Genomic DNA, 1428 nt, shown 5'->3' on the forward strand with positions numbered 1-1428 from the left:
AAGGCTCTGTTAGACCAGGATTGACATACATGTGTCCCCACGGTGCCATATCGTTGACCCCGTAGACCGCGATGATGGGGGCAGCATGAACGCCGAAGACCTGGTCCTCAACTTCAAGAAGGGCATGGCGAACCTCAGCAAGACCGAGCGCCGCCGCGCTATCGAGTCCGTCAGGGACGTGATCCGCGCGGCGGCGTTCGACGACGCGGCCGGCTCCGCCTACGAAATCGAACGCTGCCCGCGCTGCGGGTCCGCCGCGGTCGTGAAGAAGGGCAAATCGAAGAACGGCGAGCAGCGCTACCTCTGCCGGGGCTGCGGCAGGACCTTCGGCATGGGCAGCGAGCGCATCCTGGGGACGAGCAAGCTCCCGAAGGAGACCTGGATGGCCTACGCCGAGTGCTTCGTGCTCATGCTGCCCCTGCGCGAATGCGCGAGGCGCTGCCGCGTCTGCCTCAAGACCGCCTACACCATGCGCCACAGGCTGATCGAGTGCCTCTCGGCCTACTCCCCCTCGTTCAGGGTCGAGCGGGGCTGCGGCTGCGAGCTCGACGAGACCTATTTCCCCGAGTCGTTCAAGGGCAACCACGCGAAGGGGTCGTTCACGATGCCGCGCCCCTCCCGGCATCGCGGCAAGCAGGTGCACAGACGCGGGCTGTCGCGCGAGCGGATCTGCGTCATGACCGGCGTGAACGACTCGAACGAGACGTTCCTCGAGGTCACGGGGCGGGGCGCCCTTTCGAGGGAGCGCGCCATGGACGCGCTGAGGGGCCGCATCGCGGCCGGCTCGGTCGTCGCGACCGACAGGGCGGCCGCCTACGTCGGAGTCCTCGCCGAGCTCGAGGTCGCCGCGCACGCGGCCTACGACCCCAAGGACCGCTCCGGGGGGACCATCAACCGGGTCAACACCGTCCACTCGCTCCTCGGCGCCTTCATGGAGCCGTTCAAGGGCGTGTCGACGAAGCACCTCGACGCCTACCTCGCCTGGTTCAGGTGGTGCCGGACCTTCATGGCGACCGATTCCGGCGCCGCCGGGCGCACGGTCGCGCGGCAGCTCGCGCACGGCGTCTGCAGGAGCCGCGTCCGCGACATGTTCAACGTGGAGCCGCCCTACATGGACTACTGGGCCGCGCCCGCCGCATAGAGGCGGTAGAATGGTCGCACCGCGATACACGAGGAGGGGTGAGGCCATGCCGTCGAACATACCGGCCACGACGATCCGCATCGACCCGGAGGTCAAGAGGGAGGCCACGGCCATCCTGGACGAGCTCGGCCTGTCCATGTCCACCGCCGTCAACGCGTTCCTCAGGGCGCTCGTCCGAGAGGGCGGGATGCCGTTCGAGATGAGGGTCAAGACGCCGGCGCCCGACGAGGAGACGGCGAGTTAGCCGGCAGGTCGGCATGTCAATCCTGGTCTAACAGAGCCTTAAA

At 67.6% G+C, this 1428-nt stretch carries 2 protein-coding genes; both read left to right on the forward strand.

All coding sequences use genetic code 11. From position 1 onward, the window contains the following. The first annotated feature begins 85 nt into the window (after positions 1-85). Positions 86-1141 (forward strand): IS1595 family transposase, encoded by a 1056-nt coding sequence (locus tag ACTNBB_RS09045; RefSeq protein WP_441057983.1) that lies wholly within the window; start codon positions 86-88, stop codon positions 1139-1141. 46 nt (positions 1142-1187) lie between these two features. Beyond that, positions 1188-1385: a type II toxin-antitoxin system RelB/DinJ family antitoxin gene (locus ACTNBB_RS09050; protein WP_117744010.1), complete on the forward strand. Its 198-nt coding sequence runs from the start codon at positions 1188-1190 to the stop codon at positions 1383-1385. Positions 1386-1428: the final 43 nt, after the last annotated feature.

Source organism: Collinsella sp. HCP28S3_B9, assembly GCF_052066095.1.
In the GTDB taxonomy this organism is placed as follows: Bacteria; Actinomycetota; Coriobacteriia; order Coriobacteriales; family Coriobacteriaceae; genus Collinsella.